Raw genomic sequence first — 21,024 nt, forward strand, 5'->3', positions numbered from 1 at the left:
GTCCCCGCCCTGACGCCCGCTCTCCCTGAAACTCCCGTGCCGCCCTGACGCCCGCTCCCCCGGCCCTGACGCCCGCTCCCCACTGACGTCGGCTCACGCGCGGTCCGCGTCCGGCGCACCATCAGGTCACGGCGCGCGCCCATGTCCCCGGCAGGCGCGCGTTGCCGGATTCGGCGCATCGCGCAGCCCGGCCGTCCGCGCCGCGTCGGGCGCCGCGGTGGTTACCGCGTCGTCTGGGTCGGGGCGGGCTCAGGCGTCCTCGGTCGCGGCGGGGACCGCGGAGACCTCGGGGGCGTTCTCCGGGAAGTGGCAGGCGACCTGGTGGCCGCTGGCCAGCTCCTCCAGCGGCGGCTCGACCTGCTTGCAGATGTCCTGTGCCTTCCAGCAGCGGGTGTGGAAGCGGCAGGCGGGCGGCGGGTTGAGCGGGCTCGGCACGTCGCCGGTCAGCCGGATGCGCTCGCGACCGGCCCGGCCTCGCGGGTCGGGCACCGGCACCGCCGACAGCAGGGCGTTGGTGTACGGGTGCATGGGCGAGCTGTACAGGCGCTTGCGGTCGGCGATCTCGACGATCTTGCCCAGGTACATGACGGCGACCCGGTCGCTGATGTGGCGTACCACCGACAGGTCGTGGGCGATCACGACGTAGGTCAGGTCGAGCTCGTTCTGCAGGTCTTCGAGCAGGTTGACGACCTGGGCCTGGATGGACACGTCGAGCGCGGAGACGGGCTCGTCGGCAATGATCAGCTTGGGCCTGAGCGCGAGCGTACGGGCGATGCCGATGCGCTGCCGCTGCCCGCCGGAGAACTCGTGGGGGTAGCGGTTGTAGTGCTCGGGGTTGAGCCCGACGAGCTCCAGGATGTCCTGGACGGCCTTCTTGACGCCGTTCTCGGTGCGCACGCCCTGGATGCGGAAGGGTGCGCCGACGATGGCGCCGACGGTGTGCCGGGGGTTGAGCGACGAGTAGGGGTCCTGGAAGATCATCTGCATGTCACGGCGGAGCGGCCTGAGCCGGCCCTGTGACATGTGCGAGATGTCCTCCCCCTCGAAGATGATCTTACCGGCGGTGGGTTCGAGCAGCCGGGTGACCAGCCGCCCGGTCGTGGACTTGCCGCAGCCCGACTCGCCCACCAGGCCGAGCGTCTCGCCCTTGACCACGTCGAAGCTGATCCCGTCGACCGCCTTGACGGCGCCGACCTGCCTTTTGAGCAGGCCCTTCGTCACGGGAAAGTGTTTTTCGACGTTCCGGATGGAAAGCAGCGGCTCGTTGGCGCTCGCCTCGGTCATCGCGCACCTCCCGCGTGACGACCGCGTCCCCTGGCGCGGTGAACGAATGGGGAGCTCCAGGGCATGACGTTCTCCTGATCGTGTCGGCGCGGCGGCCCGGAGTGACCGGCGTCGGTGGTGACCGCCACGCCGGCGAGCACGACCGCCTCGGGGTGTGTGGCGGCGCGGGAAGCCCTCCAGGCGCGGGCCGGGGTGGCGGCCCGCGCGCCACCCGGCTCCGTCCGGGACGGTTCGGCCCCGCGGGCCGGAGGGGATGTCACGAGGTCTCCAGCGCGGGCTTGATCTCGGTCTCCCACAGCGTGCGGCGCTCGTCCCGGCTCATGTGGCAGCGCACCAGGTGGCCGCCCTCGGTCTCGGCGAGCGCCGGCGCCTCGGTCTCGGCCTTGCCTCCGGTGCGCTCGGCGAACGGGCAGCGGGGGTGGAAGGCGCAGCCCTCCGGCACGTTGATCAGCGACGGCGGGGAGCCCTTGATCGGCAGCAGCCGTTCGGTGGGCTCGCGGTCGAGGCGGGGCATGGAGCCCAGCAGCCCCCAGGTGTAGGGATGCTCGGGGCGGTAGAAGATGTCGTCGGTGGAGCCGTATTCGACGCATCGGCCCGCGTACATGACGAGGATGTCGTTGGACAGCTCCGCCACCACGCCGAGGTCGTGCGTGATGATGATGAGCGCGGAGTTGAACTCGCTCTGCAGGTCACGCATCAGGTCGAGGATCTGCGCCTGCACGGTCACGTCGAGCGCGGTGGTCGGCTCGTCGGCGATGAGCAACTCGGGGTCGCACGAGAGCGCCATGGCGATCATGGCGCGCTGGCGCATGCCGCCGGAGAACTCGTGCGGGTAGCTGTCGACGCGCCTCGCCGGCTCGGGGATGCCGACCCTGCCGAGCATGTCGATGGCGTGCTTGCGGGCCACCTGCCTGGTGACGTCGTTGTGGATGCGGTAGGCCTCGATGATCTGGTGGCCGACCGTGTAATAGGGGTGCATGGACGACAGCGGATCCTGGAAGATCATCGCCATCTTCTTGCCGCGCAGCCCGCGTACGTGCTCGGCCGAGGCGCCGTTGAGCTCCTCGCCGTCGAGCCAGATCTCGCCTGAGATCCGCGCGCGCCCGCCCTTGTGCAGGCCGAGGACGCCGAGGCTGGTCACGCTCTTGCCCGAGCCCGACTCCCCCACGATGCCCAGGGTCTTGCCGCGATCGACGCTGAACGACAGCCCGTCGACGGACTTGACCAGGCCGTCGTCGGTCGGGAAATGGATCTTCAGGTCCTTGACGTCAAGGAAGCTCACGACAACCTCACCCTCGGGTCGACCACGGCGTACAGCAGGTCGACGACCAGGCTGGCCACGACGACGAACATCGCGGCGACCAGCACCACGCCCATGACCTGCGGCATGTCCTGATTTCTGATCGCCAGGATGGCGAACTGGCCGAGCCCGGGCAGAGTATAGGTGGTCTCGGTGAGGATGGCGCCGCCGATGAGCAGACCGAAGTCGATGCCGAAGAGGGTCAGGATGGGCGTCAGCGCGGCCCGCAGGCCGTGTTTGACCACGACCTCGCGCTCGTGCAGGCCCTTGGCCCTGGCGGTGCGGATGTAGTCCTCGCCCATCGTCTCCAGCATCCCGGCGCGGGTGAGCCGGGCGTAGGTCGCGGCGAACAGGAACGCCAGCGTGATCCACGGCAACAGCAGGTTATAGGCCCATTGGGCTGGATTGACGGAGATGTCCGTCCAGGCGCCGCCGGGCGGGGTCCAGCCCAGGCCGTAGCTGAAGACGACCAGGGAGAGCATGCCGGTGAAGAAGATCGGCAGCGAGACGCCGGCCAGCGCGGTGCCCATGGAGAGGCGGTCGAAGAAGCTGCCCCTGCGCAGCGCGGAGATCACGCCCACGCAGACTCCGCCCACCACCCAGAGGACGGCGGCGCCGATGGCCAGCGAGAAGGTCACCGGCATGCGGTCCAGCAGGTCGGGCCAGACGGGCTGCCCGCTGATGAAGGAGTAGCCGAAGCAGGGCGCGGGGCACTGCTCGACGCCGGCGCCGTAGTCGTACTCGGCTCCGGCGACCAGGCCCTTGACGAACCTGCCGTACTGCACGACCACCGGGTCGTTGAAGCCCAGCCGCTCGGCCACCAGGTGCACCGTCTCCGGCGTCGCGGCGCGCCCGACGTAGCGCGACGCCATGGCCTCCGGCGAGGCGCCGGCCCACTGGGGGACGACGTAGAAGATGCCGAAGGTGACCATGCTGATGACGATGAGCATGGCGAACGCGCCGATGACACGTTTGATGATGTATGTGAACACCGCTACGGCCGAGTGGCCTGCCCGTCGCCGAGCAGGCCACTTCTGCCTTCACCTGCCTTCGCTAGATCCCCGTACCTCGCACGGTCACTCGACGCCGAGCAAGATGTAGTCGTACATGCTCTGGCCCTCGTTGTAGGCGACGTTCGTCAGACCCTTGCCGCGCATGAGCAGCGACTTGGCCCAGACCACCGGAAGGATGGAGGCGTCCTCCATGACCTTCTTGTCGACCTCGACCCAGAGCTTGGCGCGGGCCGCGTCGTCGAGCTCGGCGGAGGCCTGGTCGATCAGCTTGTCGACCTCGTCGTTCTTGACGCTGAGGTTGTAGTTGCCGGCGTCGCGGATCGTACGGCTGTCGACGATGGCCTGCAGGAAGCCGTAGCCGTCAGGCCAGTCGGAGCCCCAGCCGTGGGCGGCCAGGCCGATGCCGTTCTTCTTCACGTAGTTGACGTTGCCGGCGTAGTCGGAGAAGTAGCTGGAGCCGGGGAAGCCCTTGAGCGTCAGCTTGATGCCGACCTTGGCCAGCGCCTGCTCCATGGCCTCGGCCAGCGCCTTCTCGCGAGGACGGTCGGAGCGGTAGGTCATGGTGGTGGAGAAGCCGTTCGGCTGGCCGCAGGCGGTGAGGGCCTGCTTGGCCTTGTTGACGTCGCCCTTGTTGCCCGGGGTCGCGTACAGGTCGAACTTCTCCTGGCCGACGATGGGCGGCGGCAGGACGTTCGTGGCGATCTCGCCGCCGGCCAGCTCGCCTCCGTAGGCGGTCTGGTTGGCGACGCGGTCGGCGGCCCACATGACGGCCTTGCGGCACTCGATGTTGTCCAGCGGCGGCGTGTCGGGGATGACCGAGATGTACCACAGCCGGGGGATGGTGGGGTTGTCCGTACGCGCCTTCAGCGCGGGGTCGGGCAGCACCTTGCCCAGCGCGGCCGGCTGCATGCCGGTGCCGGGGATGTCAAGGTGCACGTCGCCGGCGATGAGCTGGTTGTCCAGGTCGTCGGCGTTGACGTTGACCTGGACCTCGATCCGGTCGGGCAGCGCGGGACGGATGGGGTCGGTCGCCGGGTCCCACTGGTCGTTGCGCACCAGCGTGAAGCCCTTGCCGATCTCGTTGGTCTCGAACTTGTACGGGCCCGAGGAGACGACCTTCTCCTTGTATTTCGCGCCGGTGTCCTTGTCCTTGGGAACCGGCGCGGTCATCGGCATCTGCACGACGTAGTCCATGGACGCGAACGGCTCCTTCAGGTGGAAGACCACCGTCGAGTCGTCGGTCGCCTCGACGGCCGAGGAGTAGTCGGCGTCGGGGTCGTCGTAGACGCCCTTGAAGTCCTTCGGCCAGTCGAGCAGCTCGTTGAGGTAGGAGGGGCCGTGCGGGAAGGTCTTCTTGTCCCACGAGCGCGCCACGGCGTAGGCCACGTCCTTGGCCGTGATCGGGGTGCCGTCCTCGAACTTCAGCCCGCTCTTGAGCTTGTACGTCCAGGTCTTGCCGCCGTCGCTCGGCTCGCCCAGACCTTCGGCGAGGTCGGGGACGACGGTGTTGCCCTCGGGGCCGGGGCCCGGCTTGTACGTCGTCAGCGTGCGCCAGTAGAAGCGGCCGAAGTTGAACGAGTAGCCGTAGTAGGTGTCACCCGGGTCGAGGCTGTCCCAGTCGGCGGAGTGGGCGGCCTTGAGCGTGCCGCCCTTCTTCGTCGAGGGGTTGTACACCTCGTTGAGGCCGGCGTTGAACGCGGGTTGCGCGGCGCCGCCGGAGGACGAATCGGCGGGCTGTTGTGTGCCGCCGCCTCCGCCGCATGCGGAGAGCACCAGGGCGAGCGCCGCTGTCGCGGCCCCTGCCAGTGCGGTTTTCCTTCTCATTGACGTAACCCCTTGATGAGTGAGATGGGGGATGGAGCGTTGGCGAAGATCAGTGCGCCCGCGGGTCGAAGGCGTCCCGCAGCCCGTCGCCGAACAGGTTGAACGCAAGGACGGTAACGAAGATCGCCAACCCCGGGAAGAGCACGAAGTGCGGCAGCGTGTAGAACCGGACGGCCTCCGACAGCATGCCTCCCCAGGTCGGGGTGGGCGGGTTGACGCCGACCCCCAGGAAGGAGAGCGCCGCCTCGAACAGGATGTTGGTCGGGATGAGCAGGGTCGCGTAGACCAGGATCGGTGCCATCAGGTTGGGCAGGATTTCGCGGAACAGGATGTAGCCGTTGCGCGCCCCCAGGCTTCGCGAGGCGTCGACGAACTCCCGCTCGCGCAGCGAGAGCGTCTGCCCGCGGACGATGCGGCCGATGCTGGGCCAGCTGAAGAAGCCGATGATGAAGATCATCATGGCGATCCGCAGGCCGTTGCCCTCGAGGCCGAACCCCTTGTCGGGCACGACGCCCGCCAGCGCGATCGCGAAGACCAGCAGCGGGAAGGCCAGGAAGACGTCCATCAGCCGGCCGATCACCAGGTCGACCCAGCCGCCGAAGTAGCCGGCGATGACGCCCAGCGTGGTGCCGATGAGCACCGACAGCATCGTGGCGAGGAAGCCGATCAGCAGCGAGATCCACGCGCCGGCGACGATGCGGCTGAAGATGTCGCGGCCGTTGATCGGCTCGACGCCGAGCAGGTATTCGCCGCTCATGCCGCCGAACGCGCCTTTGGGCAGGAGCGTGCTCTGGTCGATCTGGTCCTGGTGGAACTCCAGGGGCGGGTGGCCGAACACGGCGATGATGGGCGAGGCGAAGACCGCGACGAGAATCAGCAGCACGACGACGATGCCGCCGGTAAGCGCGATCTTGTCGCGCCTGAGCCGCATCCAGGCGATCCGGGTGAGGGATCTGCCCTGGATGGCCTTGCCCGCTCCCGCGAGCACCGACTCCGGCTGCGCTTCTGCGGCGGAACCGGAAACGTCAAGCGGTGCGGTCATGCCGGATTGCCCCCTGATAGCAGACGACGCGTCTATGGACTACTGACTTTAGACCGCGAGTCGCGACCTCAGGAGGCAGAATCTATGGCCTGAGCTGCACTGACCAGTCCCTCAGCCCGCTATGTGGCTAATCTGTGATTGATGCGAAACTCATTCGTATTGATCTTTACGACAATGTCTAGCCTGCGTCCCGGTTGAGTCTCGGAACTGTGACAGAGCGTCCTAATCAGCTGATGCCACGGCGCTTCAGCAGCTCTTCGATGTCGGAGAAATCATCGTCGCCCTTGCCCGCTTTCGGGGCGGCCGCGGAGGGCCGAGACTTGCTCGAAACGGCCGGTTTGTTCGCTGCGGGCTGAACGGGCTGCTCCTGCTGACCGTCCGCGGACGGCTTCTTCCGCCGCCCCACGATCCTCAGCTTCCTGCCCCGCATCACCCCTGACACGACGAAGAGCACCGCCGACAGCCCCGCGACGGCCACTCCCGCCCACACGAGCGGGTTGAGCACCAGACCGGTCACGAAGCCCACGATGGTGACGCCGATGGTCCACAGCGACCGCAGCGCGTCGGTCAGATAGGCCGCCACCGGCAGCAGCGCCCACGCCGCCACCCGCAGCCCGGAGGCGGCCCCCCTGCGCCGGAACGCCAGGAAACTCAACACCAGCCCGGCGATGGTCGCCCCGGCGCACAGCGGCAGCCAAGCGATCTGGTCAAACGACATCCTGCCCGCTCCCTCGTTGTGGCTCTGTCTCCATCCTGGCACGCGAACCCGGGACGGCATCCTCCGCGAGAACCACATTTCCCCTAGGGGACAGGGCCCTGACCCCTCAGGCGCGGGGCAGGAGGGCCCTCAGGCGGTCGACCGTGACCTCCTCGAGGGAGGGGACCACCAGACGGCCGGCCGCCTCCTCGACCGGCAGCAGGCTGGGCACCGCCACCACCGCGCAGCCGGCGGCGGTGGCCGCCGCCACGCCGTTCGGCGAGTCCTCCAGGACGACGCAGCGGACCGGCTGCACGCCGAGCAGCCGCGCGGCCGTCAGGTAGGGCTCGGGGTCGGGTTTGGTCCGCTCGACGTCGTCGGCGGTCACCACGATGTCGAACCGGTCGCGGCCGACGCCCTTGAGCACCGCGTCGGCGATCTCCCTCAGCGACGAGGTGACCAGCCCGACCGGGACGCCCTCGTCGCGCACCGCGTCGAGGAGCTCGGATGCGCCGGGCATCACGCGCACCCCGCCGGCAAGGCGCTCCACCATGCCGGAGACCATCCATCGCCCCACCGTCTCGACGCTCTCGCCGGAGCCGGACACGGACAGCATGTAGCGGACCGCGAGCTCCATGGACCCGCCCAGGAGGTGCACCTGGTGGTCGGGCGTCCACGTCCCGCCGAGCCTGGCCATCACCTCGGACTCGATCTCGAGCCAGGTCGTCTCGGTGTCGACCAGCAGGCCGTCCATGTCGAAGAAGACCGCCTGCATGTCCATCGTCTCACTCCGTCCGGCGCGCTCGGTCGCCATGTGCCGTCGTCCTCCCGCTCTGGTCCCGCCGTGCCTGCGGGCACCGCCTCGCGCTGCACTCGCCGCGTGAGGCGGGATCGGTCGCCGTGTCCCCCGGTGGGTGCCGGGCCGGGTCAGACGTTGAAGTATTTCGCCTCGGGATGGTGGGCGACCAGCGCGGAGGTGGCCTGCTCGGGATGGAGCTGGAACTCCTCCGACAGCGTCACCCCGATGCGCTCGGGATCGAGCAGCTGGAACAGCTGCTGCTGGTCCTCCAGGTTGGGACAGGCAGGGTAGCCGAACGAGTAGCGGCAACCCTGGATGTTGACCTTGAGCATGTCGTCGAGCGACTCGTCCCCGCCGATCCCCCACTCCTGGCGCACCCTGGCGTGCCAGTATTCGGCCAGCGCCTCGGTGAGCTGCACCGACAGGCCGTGCAGCTCGAGGTAGTCGCGGTAGGCGTCTTTCGCGAACAGCTCGGCCGTGGCCTCGGAGATCTTCGGCCCCATGGTGGCCACCTGGAAGCCGACCACGTCGACCTCGCCGGAGCTCCTGCCGCGGAAGAAGTCGGACAGGCACAGGTGGCGGTCGCGGCGCTGGCGCGGGAACGTGAAGCGGGTGCGCTCGCCGCCGTCGTCGTCCAGGATGATCAGCGTGTCGCCGTCGGACACGCACGGGAAGTAGCCGTAGACGACGGCCGCCTCCAGCAGGCCCTCGGTCTGGATGCGATCGAGCCACATGCGCAGCCGCGGCCGCCCCTCGGTCTCCACCAGCTCGTCGTAGCCGGGGCCCTGGCCGCCCCTGGCGGGCTTGAGCCCCCACTGGCCGAGGAAGAGTGCCCGCTCGTCGAGGAAGGCGCTGTAGTCGGCCAGCGAGACGCCCTTGACGACGCGGTCGCCGTGGAACGGCGGCGACGGCACGGGGTTGTCCTCAGCCACGTCGGAGCGGGCCGGCAACTCCTCGACGGGCGTGCGGGTGAGCACGGCGCCGGTCTTGACGCGCCGCTCGCGCAGCGGCGGCAGCGTGGCGCCGGCGACGCCGCGTTTGACGGCCATGAACGAGTCCATGAGCCGCAGCCCCTCGAACGCGTCGCGGGCGTAGCGCACCTCGCCCTCGAACAGCTCGGCCAGATCCTGCTCGACGTAGGCGCGGGTGAGCGCCGCCCCGCCGAGCAGCACGGGATAGCGCTCCGACAGGCCCCTGGAGTTCATCTCCTCCAGGTTTTCCTTCATGATGACCGTCGACTTGACCAGCAGGCCCGACATGCCCACGACGTCGGCCTTGTGCTCGTCCGCGGCCTCCAGGATGGCCGAGACCGGCTGCTTGATGCCGAGGTTGACCACCTGGTAGCCGTTGTTGGACAGGATGATGTCGACGAGGTTCTTCCCGATGTCGTGCACGTCGCCCTTGACGGTGGCCAGCACGATGCGGCCCTTCGTCTCGCCGTCGACCCGCTCCATGTGGGGCTCGAGGTAGGCGACGGCGGACTTCATCACCTCGGCCGACTGCAGCACGAACGGCAGCTGCATCTGCCCCGACCCGAACAGCTCGCCCACGGTCTTCATGCCGTCGAGCAGCACGTCGTTGATGATCTCCAGGGCGGGGCGCTGCTCCAGCGCGGTCTCGAGGTCGGCCTCGAGGCCCTTCTTCTCGCCGTCGACGATGCGCCGCTTGAGCCGCTCCCACAGCGGAAGCGCGGCCAGCTCCTCGGCCTTGCCCGCGCGCATGGCGGCGGCGTCGACGCCCTCGAACAGGTCCATGAAGCGCTGCAGCGGGTCGTAGCCCTCGCGGCGGCGGTCGTAGACCATGTCGAGCGCGACCTGGCGCTGCTCGTCGGGGATGCGGGCCATCGGCAGGATCTTGGAGGCGTGCACGATGGCGGAGTCGAGCCCGGCGTTGACGCACTCGTTGAGGAACACCGAGTTGAGCACCATGCGGGCGGCGGGGTTGAGGCCGAAACTGATGTTGGACAGCCCCAGCGTGGTCTGCACGCCCGGATGGCGGCGCTTGAGCTCGCGGATGGCCTCGATGGTCTCCAGGCCGTCGCGCCTGGTCTCCTCCTGGCCGGTGGCGATGGGGAAGGTCAGGCAGTCGACGATGATGTCCTCGACCCGCATGCCCCAGTTGGCGGTCAGGTCGTCGATGAGGCGGCTGGCGACGCCCACCTTCCGGTCGGCGGTGCGGGCCTGGCCCTCCTCGTCGATGGTCAGCGCCACCACGGCCGAGCCGTGCTCGCGCACCAGGCGCATGATCTTCTGGAAGCGGGAGTCGGGGCCGGCGCCGTCCTCGTAGTTGACGGAGTTGACGGCGGCGCGCCCGCCGAGCATCTCCAGACCGGCCTGCAGCACCGCGGGCTCGGTCGAGTCGAGCATGATCGGCAGCGTGGAGGCGGTGGCGAAGCGGAAGGCCAGCTCCTTCATGTCGGCCGCGCCGTCGCGGCCGACGTAGTCGACGCACAGGTCGAGCATGTGGGCGCCGTCGCGGGCCTGGTTGCGGGCCATCTCGACGCAGTCGTCCCAGCGGCCCTCCAGCATGGCCTCACGGAAGACCTTGGAGCCGTTGGTGTTGCACCGCTCGCCGATGGCGAGGTAGGAGGTGTCCTGCCGGAACGGCACGGTCTGGTAGAGCGAGGACGCGCCGGGCTCGGGGTGGGGGCGGCGCTGGACGACCTGCTTGCCCTTGACCCGCTCGACGACCTGGCGAAGGTGCTCGGGCGTGGTGCCGCAGCAGCCGCCGACCAGGGACAGGCCGTAGTCGCTGGTGAAGGTGTCGTGCGCGCCGGCCAGCTCCTCCGCGCTGAGCGGGTAGTAGGCGCCGTCGGAGGTGAGCACCGGCAGGCCGGCGTTGGGCATGCAGGAGAGCTTGAGCCGGGAGTGGCGGGCGAGGTAGCGCAGGTGCTCGCTCATCTCGGCGGGGCCGGTCGCGCAGTTGAGGCCGACGACGTCGACGCCGAGCGGCTCGATCGCGGTCAGGGCGGCGCCGATCTCGGAGCCGAGCAGCATCGCGCCGTTGGTCTCGATCGTCACCTGGGCGATGATCGGGACGTCGCGGCCGGAGTCTTCGACGGCTCGCCTGGCGCCGATGACGGCGGCCTTGACCTGCAGCAGGTCCTGGCAGGTCTCGACGATCAGGGCGTCGGCGCCGCCGGCGATCAGGCCCGCGGCGTTGTCGCGGTAGGCGTCGCGCAGGCTGGCATAGGGCAGATGGCCCAGCGTGGGCAGCTTGGTGCCGGGGCCCATCGAGCCGAGCACGAACCTCGGCTGGTCAGGGGTGGACCAGTGGTCGGCGGACTCACGCGCGATGCGGGCGCCGGCCTCGGAGTATTCGAAGACCCGCTCGGGGATGTCGTATTCGCCGAGCGCGGCCAGGTTGGCACCGAAGGTGTTGGTCTCCACGCAGTCGACGCCGACGGCGAAATAGGCGTCGTGCACGCCACGGACGATGTCGGGCCGGGTGACGTTGAGCACCTCGTTGCAGCCCTCGTGGCCGTGGAAGTCGTCGAGCGTCGGGTCCTGGGCCTGCAGCATCGTGCCCATCGCCCCGTCGGCGACGACGACGCGCTGGGACAACACTTCTCGGAAGGACGGGGAGATGCTCATGAGGTGAAGCTTATCGGCTGTGCCTGAACCATCGTTCGAGGCCGCCTCGAGTGCCGGTGGACGCGCCCGTCAGAGCGTGGCGTTAGGGTGCGGAACTGTTCATTGAACATCACGTCCAATAGGGGACTCCATGGCCTACCGCACCGTGATCGTGGGCACCGACGGCTCCTCCTCGTCCTTCCGCGCCGTCTCCGCGGCCGCGTCCCTGGCCCGCGCGACCGGCGCCACGCTCGTGCTCGCGTGCGCGTACCTGCCCATGAAGGAGAGCGAGCGGTCGGCGGCCGCCGACCGGCTGGGCGAGCTGGCGTACAAGGTGAGCGGCTCGACACCGGCCGACGACGCCCTCCGGGCGGCGCGCGAGCACGCCGTGGCGGCGGGCGCGTCCGACGTCGTCCTGGCCGCCGAGCAGGGGGACGCCGTGGACGTGCTGGTCTCGCTGGCGGCCCGGCACCGGGCGGACCTGCTGGTGGTGGGCAACCGGGGGCTGAGCAGCCTGGCCGGGCGGCTGCTCGGGTCGGTGCCGTCCGGCGTCTCGCGTCGCGCCTCCTGCGACGTGCTCATCGTCCGCACCACCGACGGCCGCTGACCGGGAAACCCCGCCGGGAAGCCTGCGCGCGGGCTGGACGGCGTCCGGCACAGCGCGTACGGGCGTCCGGGGATCATGAGCGGGACGGCACGGGTCCGGCGGCCCGCGGACGGGGCCCGCGAGCGCCATGGTGAGGGCGCTCGCGGGCGTTGCGGAGGGAGATCGGTGACGCTGACGCCTCCGAACCGCATAGGCTTAGCGGGATGATGGAGAGAGGAGGCGACACGTGATAGACCTCGAAGGGCTCCCCGAGCTCGTCGACCCGGTGCTCATAGCCGCGTTCGAAGGGTGGAACGACGCGGGCGAGGCCTCCAGCGGTGTGGTCGCCCATCTCGAGTCCGCCTGGAAGGCCGAGACGCTGGTCGCGCTCGACCCCGACGACTACTACGACTTCCAGGTGACCCGGCCCGTGGTCGAGATGAACGACGGGCTGGCCCAGTCGATCGTGTGGCCGACGACGCGCCTGCTGCGCGCCCGCCCGCCGGGCGTCGAGCGCGACGTGGTGCTGCTGCGCGGCATCGAGCCCAACATGCGCTGGCGCTCGTTCTGCGCCGACATCATCGAGGTCTGCCGCGAGCTCGGCGTCGAGCTGGCCGTGATGCTGGGGGCGCTGCTCAACGACTCGCCGCACACCCGGCCCGTGCCCATTCTGGGCGGCGCCACGGACGAGACGCTGGCGCGTTCGACCAACCTGGAGCTGAGCCGTTACGAGGGCCCGACGGGCATCGTGGGGGTGCTGCAACACGAGTTCGGCCGGGCCGGCATGGACGCGGTGTCGCTGTGGGCGTCGGTGCCCCACTACGTCGCGCAGCCGCCCAACCCGAAGGCCACGGTCGCGCTGCTGCGCCGGCTCGAAGACGTGCTGGAGATCCCCATGCCGCTGGGCGACCTCGACGAGGAGGCCCGCGCGTGGGAGCGTGGCGTCGACGAGCTGGCCTCGCAGGACAGCGAGGTGGCCGAGTACGTCAAGGAGCTCGAGGAGCGCAAGGACGCCGCCGAGCTGCCCGAGGCCAGCGGCGACGCGATCGCCGCGGAGTTCGAGCGTTACCTGCGGCGCAGGGACCGCGACACCGATAGCTGACCTTCGGAGCGCAAATCCCGGCATTTTTCGCGGTTTCGGGTGATAATCGGTGCCTCGCACGATTGCACAAGGCTGGACACCAGCTGTCGCCTCTTCCATCAGCATCGACAACGCACCGTAATGCCTGATCAACCGACCGCGCACCGTTAGGCATGCCATGGCGACTTCCCATGTGGACCCGCACCGAAGAAGTCAGGACACCAGGCGGCGCATCCTCGAGATGGCCGTATCCGTCAGGGAGGACCGCAGCGGCGGCAACGTCGACTATTTCCTCGCGCTGCTGCAGGACCGGCTCCCGCTCTGGCTCAGCATTCTCCACGATCTGACCCATCGCGTAGGGAGAGGGTGCATCTCCGACAACCTTCTGCCGGTGGCGCGAGCGGGCATCGACTACTACATGGAGGTGCAGGGCGCGGCGCTGCCCGCCTTCACCTCGCCTGACGTGACGGTCTGTTTCCGCGAGGCCCTGCGCGACGCCGGGCTCGGGCCCCGCACGGAGACGACGCCACTCGCCGCCTACCTGGCCGCCGAGCAGCGGCTGGGCCGGGTGCGGCCCGACGCCGACCCCGAGGCCAGCGCGCGGTTGCTGGTCGCGGGCTGCTTCCACCGGGCCTACATCGAGATGTTCGTCGGACGGGACGCCGGGCCGAGCCGCGACGACAGCGCCAGGGAGATCGTCCGCGAGCTGCGCCTCGAACCCGTCCACGCCTGACGCCGCGCCCCGCCGACGCGCGCCGTTCGCGCCCGCCGCCAGGGCCGAGGCGCGTGCCCCGCGGCGGTGTCAGCGGGTCGCGTGGCGGAGGTCCGGCGGGGCGGCCAGGGGGTGACGGGCGTGCCGTGGCGTCGCGCGGCGAGCGCGGAGCGCCTCCTCGTAGCGGTGCCAGATCAGCGCCGCCACGTCCGGGTCGGCCCCCAGCGGCTCGCTCACCGGCCCCGCCCCCGCCGCCGTCAGCCGGTCGTGGAAGAAGCCGGGCGCGAGTACGTACGACGCGATCGCCACCCGCGCGGCGGAGCCGGGCCGTTCCACGGCCTCCTCCAGCGAGGGAGCGCCGGCGGAGGCGAAGGCGGCGGTGACCGGGCGCGCCAGGCGCACGGCGAGCCGGTGGGCGGCGGCGCGCACGTCGGCGAGGGCGGCCGGGTCGGAGGAGCCCGCCGCGCCGAGCACGACGGCGTCGTCCGCGCGCAGCCCGGCCCGCGCCAGCTTGCGAACGAGCGCCGACGTGAGCAGCCGGTGCGGCCCCAGCCAGCCGGCCACCAGCGCGTCCGGGCGGCTCCGCGCGATCACCGCGGGCAGGTCGATGTGGACGTGGTAGCCGCCGGCCAGCAGGAGCGGCACGACGACGACGGGGCCTGGGACGGCGGGGAGCACCTCGGCCAGCAGCGGCGAGCTGATCTCGAGATAGCTTAGCTCCACACGCCGGCCAGGACGCGCTCTTCCGACCGTCTCCGCCAGGGCCGAGAGGGTTCGCTGCCCCGCGGCGCTGCGCGTGCCGTGCGCGGCCAGCACGAGGGCGGGGGTCACGATTCCGCCTCGTAGCGGCACGCGAGCCGGTAGCCGCGCTTGACCACCGTCTCCACGATGCCGCTCGGCCCGAGGGCGCGGCGCAGCCGGGTGACGGCCATCTCCACCGCGTGCTCGGCCGAGTCGCGCGCGACGCCGCCCGGCAGCACGGTACGCAGGTCGGCGCGCGACACCACGTGCCCCGGCTTGTCGGCCAGGCGTTTGAGCACCGCCATCGGAGCCGGCGGCAGCGGCCGCAGCTCTCCGCCGACGACCACGGCGTGGCCGCGGATCTCCAGCTGGTGACCGCCGGCCACGAGCCTGGTGACGCCGTGCTCCGGCAGGTGCCTGGCCAGGGCGCGGGCCAGCGCGCCGAGCCGCGAGCGCTCCGGCTGCAGCGTGGGCACGCCGCGCGAGTCCAGCGGGGCCGCGGTCACGGGCCCCACGCAGGCGGCCACCACGGGCCCGCTGAAGGCGGAGAGCAGCGCGTCCTCCAGCCCTTCTGAGCGGGCCATGCCGAGCATGGCGTGCACGGCGGGGGCGCTGGTGAAGGCGACGGCGTCCACCGAGCCGGTGATGGTCTGGTTGATGAGCCGGCGCAGCGGCGAGGTGTCGCGGTACGGCAACCACCGGTAGACCGGGATCTCGATCACCTCGGCCCCCGCCGCGCGCAGGGCGGCCACGAACTCGTCGAGCGGCTCGCCGTGCTGCTGCACCGCGATGCGCCGCCCGCGCAGGTCCTGGGCCAGCAGGTACTGCTTGATCTCGTCGCACGATTCGGTGGCGGGCGTCCAGTGGTCGTTGAGCCCGGCCGCCCGCACCGCTCCCCTGGCCTTGGGCCCGCGCGTCAGCAGGCGCGCCTCGGACAGGTGCTCGCCCAGGTCGGTGGAGAGCCCCCAGCCTTCGGCGGCGGCCATCCAGCCGCGGAAGCCGACGCCGGTGGTGACCACCACGTCGTGGAGCGGCCCCTGCAGGCTGTGCCGGGTCGCGGCGAGCAGGTCGGAGTCCTCGGCCAGCGGGACCAGCCTGATGGCGGGGGCGCTGACCACGCGCGCGCCGCGCCGCTCCAGCAGCGCCCCGAACTCCTCCCGCCGCCTGGTCGCGGTCACGCCGACGGTGAAGCCGGCCAGCGCGTCCGGTTCCGTCTCCGGGGACGAGCGCTCGCTCATGCGGACACCTCCGGGTCGGCGGGGATGCCTGGCCCTGTGCCTGGCCGGGCCCCGAGCACCCGGCCAGGCATCACAGGCGCGTGCGACGCAAGTGAGATCACGCTCCGATCCTGCTTTCGGGTGGTTTCGCCACTGGGTCTCCTCTGTTACCGCTGTGCTACAAGGCCGGACCCTTCGCGGTTGGGGCGGCGCCGCGGAGGGAAACGTCCGTCATGACGACGGCTATCGGGGAGTGCTGGTGACGGTCCGGCCCATTCGCATGTTCGACGATCCGGTGCTCCGCGCGGTGGCGGCGCCGGTGCACGACTTCGACCGGGAGCTCAGGCGGCTGGTGAAGACGCTGACGGCCACGATGCGGGCGGGAGCCGGCCGGGCCGGCCTGGCGGCGCCGCAGGTGGGCGAGGCGGTGCGGGTGGTGGTCTACGCGTACGACGGCAAGGCGGGCCACCTGGTCAACCCGCGCCTCGAGCTGTCAGAGCGGCGCGTCACCGCCGATGAGGCGTGCCTGTCGGCGCCCGGCGTGTGGTGGCCGCTGGAACGTTCCTACATGGTCACCGCGCGTGGCCGTGACATGTTCGGCAAGCCGGTGACGGTGCGGGCGCTGGGCATCCTGGCGAGGGTGTTGCAGCACGAGGTCGACCATCTCGACGGCGTGCTGTTCAGCGACCATCTCGAAGAGAGCGAGCGGGCACGGTTTCTCGCCGAGGCGCTGCCTGCGGGCTGAGGCGGGCGGCGGCGAGCGCCCTGAGCTCTCGCCGTTGTTCCGGATCGGTGCCGCCCCAGACGCCGTACGCCTGCCTGGTGCTGAGCGCGTAGTCGAGGCACGCCTCCTGTACGGGGCAGCCGCCGCAGACGTGCTTGGCCCGCTGGACCTGTGACTGGCTGGGACCTTCCTGGGAGATCGGGAAGAACAGCTCCGGGTCCAGGTCGAGGCAGGCCGCCCTGCGTGTCCAGTCGAGCATCATCATGGGGCGCGCCTACCCGGACGTCTGGCCGTCATACCTCTTCGAGCAGCCGATCCCAGTCGCCGAGGAACCGGTCGAGCCCGTACCGCGCCAGAGCCGCGGCCCTGGCGGCCTTTCCCGCCTGGCTCGCGCGCTCGGGATCGGCCACGAAATCCTGCAGCGCGCCGGCGAGCACGTGCGTCTTCGTCGACAGGACGCCGGCCTCCTGCGGCACGGCCTCGATCGCCTCGGTGGCGGCCAGCGCGACCACGGGCATGCCCAGCGTCATGGCCTCGATCAGGGCGAGCCCCAGCGAGGTCCACCGGTAGGGGTGCAGGTAGACGCGCCGCCTGGCCAGCTCGGCGTGCATGACGTGCTGCGGCAGGTCCTCGTGGGTGGTGTACGGCAGCCCGTCCACCTTCATGCCGAACACGTCGAGGGGCACCCGCTCGGCGAAGCGGGGCAGCAGGTCGGTGCCGGCGACCCTGGTGCGGCGTACCGGTTCGTTGACCACGACGCCCGCCCTGGGCAGCTCGCCCGTGTACAGGTGGCCGGGATCGGGGACTCCGTGCTCGATGACGCGCGTGCGCGCCCGGCCGTTGTCCCAGTACAGCTCGTTGAAGTGGGTGACGTGCACGAGCGTGACGTCGTCCTGGCCGGCGAGGTGGTGGCGGGTGCGGGGCACGTCGCCGGCCGGGGTGTTGTGCTCCACGTAGACGCCGGGCACGTCGCGGCCGAGCCACTCGCGGGCCAGGCCGATCTCGTGCGGGCGCTGGTAGACGACCACGTCCACGGGCTCGTGGCGCAGCCGGTCGTACGGCACCTCGCGGGCCGCGGCCGGCCAGTCGAAGGTGGCGGCGCGGCCCCGGCCGTCGGGGCCGCGGCCGGGGACGAGCGGGAGGAGGTAGTCGTGGCCGCCCCTGATGAAGGCGCTGGTCCACGAGCCGTGCACGTGCCAGATGAGGATCCTCACCAGCGGCTCCAGCCCATCGCCCTGGCCCAGGGCGCGGCGGCGGCCGGCACGGGCGCCTCGCCGACGTCGTTGAGCACGCGCTCCACGACGTCGGCCAGGTCGTCGGCGACCTCGGGTGCCTCCTCGACCTCCTCCGGCAGCGTCTCCCTGGTGGGGACGAGGATGCCCCTGGCCCCGGCGGCCCTGGCCGCCTCCATGTCCCTGCCGATGTCGCCCACCACGACGCAGTCGCGCGGGCTGACGTCGAGCACGGCGGCGGCCCTGATCACGAGACCGGGCGCGGGCTTGCGGCAGGTGCAGCCGTCGGCGTCGTCGTGCACGCAGATCGCCCAGGCGTCGAACGGGCCGAGCAGTTCCTCCACCCTGGCGTTCACCTGGTCCATCTCGTCGGGCGTGACCAGCCCTCTGGCCACCCCGGACTGGTTGGTGACCACGGCCACCGGGACGTCCGCGCGCCGCAGCCGGCCCAGCGCCTCCGTCGCACCCGGCATGGGCTCGACGAGACGGGGATCACCGTTGTACGGAACGTCCCTGATCAAGGTCCCGTCCCGGTCGAAGAGCACGGCGCCGGGACGTCGCTTTTCGAACACCATTCACCTCCGTCGCGTGTCCCGCAGCTACCCGGGCCCTCAACCGACAAACAACTACTTAGCGTGACAATCCCCCGGCGTAGCGGCCCGTTTCCGCACGTCTTGAGCTCGCCGAATGTTTGAGAGCCGCTCCTGTCGGTAGCGGTTCTCGACATCTGTGGGGAGGGGACATGAAGTTTCTCGGCATCAACGCGATCTTCCACGACCCGGCCGCCGCGCTCGTGGTCGACGGGAAGATCGTCGCCGCCGCGGAGGAGGAGCGCTTCAGCCGCCGCAAGCACGGCAAGCGGCCGCTGGCCTTCTCGGCCTGGGAACTGCCCGAGCTGGCCGCCGCGTGGTGCCTGCGGGAGGCGGGACTCTCCCCCGAGGACATCGACGCCGTCGCCTACTCCTACGACCCCTCGCTGGTGATCCAGAAGCCGGAGGGCGACTGGGAGGACCTGCGCACGAGGTACGCCGTGCGCGCGCCCGCGTTCCTGTCCACCGCGCTGCCGGGCCTGGACCCCGGCCAGGTCAGCTACGTGCCGCACCACGTCGCGCACGCCGCCTCCGCGGGGCTGGCCTCCCGGTGGTCGACGCGGGGGCGGGACTGCGCGGTGCTGGTGTGCGACGGGCGCGGCGAGAACGTCTCCCACCTGGCCGGCCGCTACCGCGACGGCGAGCTGGAGGTGCTGGCCGCGCAGGAGCTGCCGCACTCGCTCGGCCTCATGTACGAGGACGTCACGCACCACCTCGGCTTCCTGCGCTCCAGCGACGAGTACAAGGTCATGGCGATGGCCTCCTACGGCCGGCCCCGCCACCTGGACTCGCTGCGCGAGGTGATCTACACGACCGGGGACGGCGGCTTCCGCGTCGAACCGGTCGACTGGGGCGGCTACGCGAAGGCGCTGCGCAAGGGCGCGGCCTGGACCTCCGACCACGCCGACCTGGCCGCCAGCGTGCAGGCCCGGCTGGAGGAGGTGCTGCTCGAGCTGGTGCGCTGGCTGCACGAGCGGACCGGCGAGCGGCGGCTGGCGCTGGCCGGCGGGGTGGCGCTGAACTGCGTGGCCAACACCCGGCTGCTGGACGAGGGTCCGTTCGAGGAGATCTGGGTCCAGCCGGCGGCGGGCGACTCCGGCACCGCGCTGGGCGGCGCGCTGCACCTGGCCCACGCGTACGGCGAGCCGGCCGAACCCATGCCCGGCACGGCGCTCGGGCGCGGCTTCACCGACGAGGAGCTGGGCGCCTGGCTGGACGTGGCGCGCGTGCCGTACACGCGGCCCGCCGACCTGGCCGCCGCGGTGGCCGCCGAACTGGCCGCCGACCGGATCGTGGCCTGGTTCCAGGGGCGGTCGGAGTACGGGCCGCGCGCGCTCGGGCACCGGTCGCTGCTGGCCCACCCGGGTCACGCGCGCAACACCGAGCGGCTGAACGACGTCAAGGGGCGCGAGCAGTTCAGGCCGATCGCGCCGATGGTGCTGGAGTCGCGGGCGGCGCAGATCTTCGGGCGGGGGCCGGTGCCCTCGCCGTACATGCTGTTCGTCCACGACGTGCGCCCCGACTGGGCGCCGCGCATCCCCGCGGTCGTGCACGTGGACGGGACGGCGCGCATCCAGACGGTCTCGCCGGGCGCCGATCCGCTGATGGCGCGGGTGCTGAGCGAGTTCGAGGCGCGGACGGGGCTACCCGTGGTGGTCAACACGAGCCTGAACACGGCGGGGCGGCCCATGGTCGACGATCCCAGGGACGCGCTGGAGTGCTTCGGGTCGTCGCCGGTGGACGTGCTCGCGCTCGGGCCGTACCTGGTGCGGCGCGGGGAGGTGTTCGCCTCGTGATCACGGTGGTGATCCCCACCATCGGGCGCGCCACGCTCCTCGACACGCTGGCCGCCGTGGGCTCCGCCATGCCGGTGATCGTGGTCGACGACAGGGCGGCGCCGGCGGGCCGCGGCAGCGCCTCCGGGGTCGTGGAGTCCCTGCCCGAGCGGGTGCGGGTCGTCCGGTCCCGCGGGCGGGGGCCCGCCGCGGCGCGCAACGCGGGGTGGCGGGCCGCGGAGACGCCCTGGGTGGTGTTCCTCGACGACGACGTGATCCCCGCGCCCGGGTGGGGGGAGGCGGTCTGGAAGGACCTCGTGGACCTGCCCGACGACGTGGCCGGCAGCCAGGGGCGGATCGTGGTGCCGCTCCCGGCCGGGCGGCGGCCCACCGACGGCGAGCGGCACACCGCCGGGCTCTCCGGCGCGCTGTGGGTGACAGCCGACATGGCCTACCGGCGTCCGGTGCTGGAGTCCGCCGGCGGGTTCGACGAACGGTTCCCCCGGGCGTACCGGGAGGACGCCGACCTCGCGCTGCGGGTGACGCGGGCGGGGCACCGGCTGGTGCGCGGACAGCGGACGACGACCCATCCGGTGCGTGACGACGGGTTCTGGGCGAGCGTGCGCTTCCAGCGGGGCAACGCCGACGACGCGCTCATGCGGCGCCTGCACGGGCCTGGGTGGCGGGCCGCCGTCGGCGGCGGCTCCGGCCGCCTGCGCGTGCACGCCGCCACTACGGCGGCCGCGCTCGCGGCGACGGCCCTGGGGGCGTCCGCCCTGCTCAGGGGTACGGGCTGCCGCGGCGGTCCGGGTCCGGACCGGAGCCGGGCGTGGCG

The 21,024-nt window shown here is 71.3% G+C and carries 19 protein-coding genes; 6 read left to right on the plus strand and 13 right to left on the minus strand.

Going from position 1 to position 21,024, the window contains the following annotated elements:
- Positions 1 to 249: 249 nt before the first annotated feature.
- The 8 genes from E1292_RS41360 to metH all read right to left on the minus strand — a co-directional run bounded on the left by E1292_RS41360 (position 250) and on the right by metH (position 11,552).
- Positions 250 to 1,284: an ABC transporter ATP-binding protein gene (locus E1292_RS41360; RefSeq protein WP_132604657.1), complete on the minus strand. Its 1,035-nt coding sequence runs from the start codon at positions 1,282 to 1,284 to the stop codon at positions 250 to 252.
- A gap of 256 nt (positions 1,285 to 1,540) precedes the next feature.
- Complete coding sequence (locus tag E1292_RS41365) at positions 1,541 to 2,566, minus strand: ABC transporter ATP-binding protein (protein WP_132604659.1); 1,026 nt, start codon at positions 2,564 to 2,566, stop codon at positions 1,541 to 1,543.
- Positions 2,563 to 3,576: an ABC transporter permease gene (locus tag E1292_RS41370; RefSeq protein WP_132604661.1), complete on the minus strand. Its 1,014-nt coding sequence runs from the start codon at positions 3,574 to 3,576 to the stop codon at positions 2,563 to 2,565. The genes E1292_RS41365 and E1292_RS41370 overlap by 4 nt, the downstream gene beginning before the upstream one ends.
- 84 nt (positions 3,577 to 3,660) lie before the next feature.
- On the minus strand, positions 3,661 to 5,421 hold the full coding sequence (locus E1292_RS41375; protein ID WP_165975007.1) for an ABC transporter substrate-binding protein: 1,761 nt from the start codon (positions 5,419 to 5,421) through the stop codon (positions 3,661 to 3,663).
- A gap of 49 nt (positions 5,422 to 5,470) precedes the next feature.
- Positions 5,471 to 6,463 carry an ABC transporter permease gene (locus tag E1292_RS41380; protein WP_132604663.1) on the minus strand — a complete coding sequence of 331 codons (993 nt, stop codon included), beginning with the start codon at positions 6,461 to 6,463 and terminating at the stop codon, positions 5,471 to 5,473.
- Positions 6,464 to 6,689: 226 nt separating this feature from the next.
- Complete coding sequence (locus E1292_RS41385; RefSeq protein WP_132604665.1) at positions 6,690 to 7,181, minus strand: cellulose synthase; 492 nt, start codon at positions 7,179 to 7,181, stop codon at positions 6,690 to 6,692.
- A gap of 106 nt (positions 7,182 to 7,287) precedes the next feature.
- The gene (locus E1292_RS41390; protein ID WP_246090693.1) at positions 7,288 to 7,974 is read right to left on the minus strand and encodes an HAD family hydrolase; all 687 of its coding nucleotides are present in this window, start codon (positions 7,972 to 7,974) and stop codon (positions 7,288 to 7,290) included.
- Between the two features lie 113 nt (positions 7,975 to 8,087).
- Entirely contained in the window at positions 8,088 to 11,552 is a 3,465-nt protein-coding gene (gene metH, locus E1292_RS41395) for a methionine synthase (RefSeq protein WP_132604667.1), read from the minus strand.
- A 130-nt stretch (positions 11,553 to 11,682) separates the two neighbouring features.
- Here metH and E1292_RS41400 point away from each other — a divergent pair, with 130 nt between their 5' ends.
- The 3 genes from E1292_RS41400 (at position 11,683) to E1292_RS41410 (ending at position 13,931) form a co-directional block, all read left to right on the plus strand.
- On the plus strand, positions 11,683 to 12,138 hold the full coding sequence (locus tag E1292_RS41400) for a universal stress protein (RefSeq protein WP_132604669.1): 456 nt from the start codon (positions 11,683 to 11,685) through the stop codon (positions 12,136 to 12,138).
- A gap of 226 nt (positions 12,139 to 12,364) precedes the next feature.
- Positions 12,365 to 13,219 (plus strand): PAC2 family protein, encoded by an 855-nt coding sequence (locus E1292_RS41405; protein ID WP_132604671.1) that lies wholly within the window; start codon positions 12,365 to 12,367, stop codon positions 13,217 to 13,219.
- 157 nt (positions 13,220 to 13,376) lie between these two features.
- Positions 13,377 to 13,931: a hypothetical protein gene (locus E1292_RS41410; RefSeq protein WP_132604673.1), complete on the plus strand. Its 555-nt coding sequence runs from the start codon at positions 13,377 to 13,379 to the stop codon at positions 13,929 to 13,931.
- A 69-nt stretch (positions 13,932 to 14,000) separates the two neighbouring features.
- On the opposite strand, the gene E1292_RS41415 is transcribed toward E1292_RS41410, so the two are convergent.
- Together E1292_RS41415 and E1292_RS41420 are read right to left on the minus strand one after the other, a co-directional pair.
- Entirely contained in the window at positions 14,001 to 14,741 is a 741-nt protein-coding gene (locus E1292_RS41415; protein WP_246090694.1) for a sirohydrochlorin chelatase, read from the minus strand.
- Entirely contained in the window at positions 14,738 to 15,889 is a 1,152-nt protein-coding gene (locus tag E1292_RS41420) for a uroporphyrinogen-III synthase (RefSeq protein ID WP_132604675.1), read from the minus strand. Before E1292_RS41420 ends, E1292_RS41415 begins: the two co-directional genes overlap by 4 nt.
- 238 nt (positions 15,890 to 16,127) lie before the next feature.
- On the opposite strand from E1292_RS41420, the gene def reads away from it, so the two are divergent.
- Positions 16,128 to 16,613, plus strand: a complete 486-nt coding sequence (gene def / locus E1292_RS41425; RefSeq protein WP_132604677.1) for a peptide deformylase — start codon at positions 16,128 to 16,130, stop codon at positions 16,611 to 16,613.
- Here the strand turns inward: def and E1292_RS41430 are convergent.
- The 3 genes from E1292_RS41430 to E1292_RS41440 are packed head-to-tail and all read right to left on the minus strand — an operon-like array spanning position 16,549 to position 18,396.
- Positions 16,549 to 16,857, minus strand: coding sequence for a WhiB family transcriptional regulator (locus E1292_RS41430; protein ID WP_220447312.1), 309 nt, complete (start codon positions 16,855 to 16,857; stop codon positions 16,549 to 16,551). The genes def and E1292_RS41430 overlap by 65 nt on opposite strands.
- A gap of 28 nt (positions 16,858 to 16,885) precedes the next feature.
- Positions 16,886 to 17,806, minus strand: a complete 921-nt coding sequence (locus E1292_RS41435) for a glycosyltransferase (protein ID WP_181958380.1) — start codon at positions 17,804 to 17,806, stop codon at positions 16,886 to 16,888.
- The gene (locus tag E1292_RS41440) at positions 17,803 to 18,396 is read right to left on the minus strand and encodes a D-glycero-alpha-D-manno-heptose-1,7-bisphosphate 7-phosphatase (protein ID WP_246090695.1); all 594 of its coding nucleotides are present in this window, start codon (positions 18,394 to 18,396) and stop codon (positions 17,803 to 17,805) included. Before E1292_RS41440 ends, E1292_RS41435 begins: the two co-directional genes overlap by 4 nt.
- A gap of 170 nt (positions 18,397 to 18,566) precedes the next feature.
- On the opposite strand from E1292_RS41440, the gene E1292_RS41445 reads away from it, so the two are divergent.
- On the plus strand, positions 18,567 to 20,210 hold the full coding sequence (locus tag E1292_RS41445) for a carbamoyltransferase family protein (RefSeq protein WP_132604681.1): 1,644 nt from the start codon (positions 18,567 to 18,569) through the stop codon (positions 20,208 to 20,210).
- Positions 20,207 to 21,024: glycosyltransferase family 2 protein (locus tag E1292_RS41450; protein ID WP_132604683.1), on the plus strand; the 818-nt coding region annotated here is incomplete at its 3' end. The genes E1292_RS41445 and E1292_RS41450, both read left to right, overlap by 4 nt.

The organism is Nonomuraea deserti (genome assembly GCF_004348685.1).
GTDB lineage: Bacteria > Actinomycetota > Actinomycetes > Streptosporangiales > Streptosporangiaceae > Nonomuraea > Nonomuraea deserti.